At 32.4% G+C, this 3,832-nt stretch carries 5 protein-coding genes; all 5 read right to left on the bottom strand.

Annotation, left to right across the window (positions count from 1 at the left end; genetic code table 11):
* Positions 1-54 precede the first annotated feature (54 nt).
* Positions 55-288: a hypothetical protein gene (locus tag D778_RS13965; RefSeq protein WP_007651892.1), complete on the bottom strand. Its 234-nt coding sequence runs from the start codon at positions 286-288 to the stop codon at positions 55-57.
* Positions 285-788, bottom strand: coding sequence for a hypothetical protein (locus D778_RS14720; RefSeq protein WP_202898536.1), 504 nt, complete (start codon positions 786-788; stop codon positions 285-287). The genes D778_RS13965 and D778_RS14720 overlap by 4 nt, the downstream gene beginning before the upstream one ends.
* A gap of 147 nt (positions 789-935) precedes the next feature.
* Positions 936-1,640 carry a hypothetical protein gene (locus D778_RS13955; protein WP_007651890.1) on the bottom strand — a complete coding sequence of 235 codons (705 nt, stop codon included), beginning with the start codon at positions 1,638-1,640 and terminating at the stop codon, positions 936-938.
* Positions 1,641-2,130: 490 nt separating this feature from the next.
* Entirely contained in the window at positions 2,131-2,856 is a 726-nt protein-coding gene (locus D778_RS13950) for a hypothetical protein (RefSeq protein WP_007651889.1), read from the bottom strand.
* A 148-nt stretch (positions 2,857-3,004) separates the two neighbouring features.
* The gene (locus D778_RS13945) at positions 3,005-3,799 is read right to left on the bottom strand and encodes a cation efflux transmembrane domain-containing protein (protein WP_007651882.1); all 795 of its coding nucleotides are present in this window, start codon (positions 3,797-3,799) and stop codon (positions 3,005-3,007) included.
* Positions 3,800-3,832 lie beyond the last annotated feature (33 nt).

Genomic DNA, 3,832 nt, shown 5'->3' with positions numbered 1-3,832 from the left:
AAGTTAATGGGTTTTTACTTGTTTTTTACCACAGTACTTTGTTGGGCAACGTTTTTATTTAAAATAAGGCAAGATTTCAGTTTCTAAAATTTTAGGATAGTCATTGATATGGCACTTAAATTTTTTAGCATTATTCCAATTTTCTTTACTAATTCTATCCCAAAAGAAAGAAATAATTATAGTTCCTTTTTTGTCAAACTCGTCAACATGCGATTTTATGTCAGAGTGTTTGCTTTTTAAAAGATTGGTTAACTCTTGCTCTATACTTACTTTTTGCTCATTTGTCATAAACTCTTTTTTAATATTATTTTCTCATGTGATTTTGAATTATAATATTCCAAAACAATTTTTTGATACTTATAATTCGAAAACTCAATTACTGTATCTATGCTAATAATATTAAATCTTGGGTCATAACCTTCTTTTTTACATTTATCTAAAGGTGTTGCTTTCATGCTTGTTTCTATTCCGCAAGAGTAAAATTTGTTGCCCTCAACATAGTAATGAGTAGGTGTTTCGTAATTAATCTGTTTATTTGGGTTCAGATACTCCGAATTTGTTCCTGGATATAATATATAACGTGTGTCTTCTGTGAAAATCCATACGTATTGCATATCATAATCTTCATATTCAACAGTGTAAAGTCCGTTGAAATCTCCCTTGTCGTTTGGAACATTTGTTTTTACCTCGTTATTACAACCAATAAAAAAGAATATAAAGAATAGTAATCCAAGAAATGTTTTTGTCATTGTAAATTCATTTTTCATATTCAAAATGGTTGTTTTCAAATGTTGCCCAACGTGTTTGGCTATGGTTTCGTTGCGTGAAAATCCGCGAGGATTTTCCGCCGTAAACCGAAGATAGCAAATTTGCGAGGACTTTCCGAGAGGAAAGTCAGAAGCAATGAACTATAGCCGGTGTTGGCAAATCGTTTTTTAATTTTGGTATGATGTCAGTTTTCCGTTTTCAAAATATAAGTAAATCCCATCGTAAACCCATTGTTCATGAACACCCCATGAACCAACAGTCCTATTTATATCTTTTGGTCTGCCTAAAGAGATGGTAGCCATTTCTCTATTCATTCCAATCCAGTAATATCCTTGCATTAGTTTGTCATACGTTTTTTGTCCGTATTTTTTGATGTATTCTTTTTCTAATTTGGCATATTCTGCTTGTTTTAATTTAAGTTTATTCTCGTATTCAAGCCTTTTTAATTCTTTTTGTTCTTCCTTTTTAACTTTTATGAATTCATAGATTTTTTTGTTTTTTTCAATCCACATTTCGCTCATGTATCCACAAATTGAATCCGTACAAATACCAAAATATCCATCATAATAGTCCAGTAATACTACTTGTTTTTTTTCTGTTAATTTGGTGATTATTTCTCCCATTACATTGGGTGATTTTTTTATATATGCTTTTTCTCTTGCGTAAGAAGTTAAAGAAGAGTCTGAAACCATTTTTTTAATTTCGCTAGATTTCAAGAATGCTATTTGAATGTCAACTTTTTTTAAAGAGTCGTTTAGTTTATTTATTTCAGCGGTTAAATTTTGTTTTAAATTTTCCAAGTCCGAAATTTTCATCTCTTGGGAAAAGACATTTAAAGAAACTAAAAGTCCAATTATAGTTATTATTTTCATTAATATCTGGTTTTCAAAATGTTTGCCAACGGTCTCGGCTATGATTTCGACGTGGAAAATCCGCTTAGGATTTTCCGCTAAGAAATCAGCCTTCATAAATGTAGGAATTTTTTACTTACCAAAAAAGCAACGTTGAATTATAGCCATTGTTACCTATTGTTTGCAAGCGCAAAACACGGGAAAGCAAAAGCAATTGAACTTTAGCCGTTCGGCTTGGGCAGGATTTGACCAATTAAAAATTCCGAGTAGTTTCAAAGAAGCTCGAATTGTTCGGCTTATTAAAAAGATAGAATAGGAGGGAATTCAACCGGAGCGATATACGCAACGTGTATTTTTTTGCGAATTATAGGTAACGGTCTCGGCTATGGTTTCGTTGCGTGAAAATCCGCGAGGATTTTCCGCCGTAAACCGAAGATAGCAAATTTGCGAGGACTTTCCGAAAGGAAAGTCAGAAGCAATGAACTATAGCCGTTGTTGTACATAGTGCTTTTTAATAATATACAATTTCGTATTCAAACTGTTTCTCATTTTGGAAAATGTATTCCAATGATTTTTTGTCAGCTAACTTTTGCAATTTACTGTAGTCAAAAGTCAGTATTGTATCTCGATAAGTTCCTTTCGTTTGATATGTATATGTTTTTTTTGAGTAATCATAAAGTTCAATTACTGGTTTTTTCTCACGATTGTTGTAACTCACACGCTTTATTTTCCGATTCTTTTTGTCATAGAAAATTGTATCTGTTAATACCAAAGCCTTTTCATAATTCGGTTTTTCGACAGGCATAAATTCCCAAGAGTGAGTTTTGGATGTTTTTACTCTTTTTTGCTTTTTGGTTTGTTTTATAAAGCGGATTAACGAGTCAGACTCATATTTGGTCTGTTTTTCAATCCCGCTGTTTTTGTCAAATTCAAATGTTGAGAACGAACGAAGCACACAAGTGTCTTTGGCAACAAAATCTTCACAAAAATATTCGGAAATCCGTTGTCCATTTTCGTATTCAAAAGTTCTTATTTTGTTTCTGAACGTTTTTAATCTCGAATCATATCTACCATATTTCACTTCTCGGATTAGGTTTCCAGATTTGTCAAATTCTGTCAGTCTGTTTTTGGTCAAACTATCTCCAACTTTTTTAAACTCGGTTATTGACTTAATGTTTTGAGAATAACCCAAAATTGAAGTTAGAAATATCGATATAAAAATGGTGTTTTTCAGCATTATGTACAACGGTTTCGGCTATGAGTAGTTGCGTGTTTTAGCACTTAACTTTGCAAGTACACACCAAACTGAAAATCCGCGAGGATTTTCAGAAGTAGGCGAGACCAAGCAATTACTTATAGCCATTGTTGTGGTTAGTGTTTTTTATTTATTTACTTAATTTTAAAATTCTAAAAGCTCCTTGAATTACCAAAACAAAAACGATTGTTCCGATAATCAAATCAGGTTTGCTTGAACTCAACCAATTTACCAAAAGTCCTGCTGTAATTACTCCTAAATTGATAATCACATCGTTTGAAGTGAAAATCATACTTGCTTTCATATGAGCATCTTCCTTACTTTTTGACTTTTGTAAAATGTAAAGGCAAATTCCGTTTGCAATAAGTGCAAAAATCGAAACAATAATCATTGTCGAAAAGTTGGGTAGTTTCTCGTCTCCGAAAAATCTCCTTAAAACTTCTACAAATCCAATAATTGCAAGTGTTATTTGAAAATATCCAGCAAGTTTGGCAATCCGTTTTTTCTTTATTACTGTTCCGCCAACCGCAAACAAACTAATTCCATAAACAAAACTATCTGCAAGCATATCTAAACTGTCTGCGACCAAACCCATTGACTTTGAGATTATTCCTGTTGTCATTTCGATTAGGAAAAATGCGAAATTTATTCCGAGGACAGTCCAAAGTAATTTTTTTTGATTTGCATTTTCATTAAATTCCGTTTGGTCAGTTTGTACAGTCGAGATTTTCTTTCCGCCTAAATTCAGTTCGATAACTGACTTTTCAATTTGGTCAGTTTCTCCGCTGTGAAAAACGGTCAGTTTTCGGTTCGGAATGTCAAAGTCCAAATTCGCAATACTTGAAATTCCGTCCAATTTCATTCGGATTAGATTTTCCTCTGAAGGACAGTCCATTTTAGTAATCTCAAATATTGTTTTATTCATTTAGTTTCTCGGTTTTTTACATTAACCACAACT

Source organism: Xanthomarina gelatinilytica (assembly GCF_000348685.1).
Taxonomy (GTDB): Bacteria; Bacteroidota; Bacteroidia; order Flavobacteriales; family Flavobacteriaceae; genus Xanthomarina; species Xanthomarina gelatinilytica.
The sequence above is the reverse complement of the archived record's forward strand: the minus strand, read 5'-3'. Positions and strand labels throughout refer to the sequence as shown.

Bases quoted from the DNA above. Each gene is read 5' to 3' on its own strand.
- D778_RS13955 (WP_007651890.1), bottom strand. From the start codon at position 1,640: ATGAAAATAATAACTATAATTGGACTTTTAGTTTCTTTAAATGTCTTT.
- D778_RS13945 (WP_007651882.1), bottom strand. From the start codon at position 3,799: ATGAATAAAACAATATTTGAGATTACTAAAATGGACTGTCCTTCAGAG.
- D778_RS13950 (WP_007651889.1), bottom strand. From the start codon at position 2,856: ATGCTGAAAAACACCATTTTTATATCGATATTTCTAACTTCAATTTTG.
- D778_RS13965 (WP_007651892.1), bottom strand. From the start codon at position 288: ATGACAAATGAGCAAAAAGTAAGTATAGAGCAAGAGTTAACCAATCTT.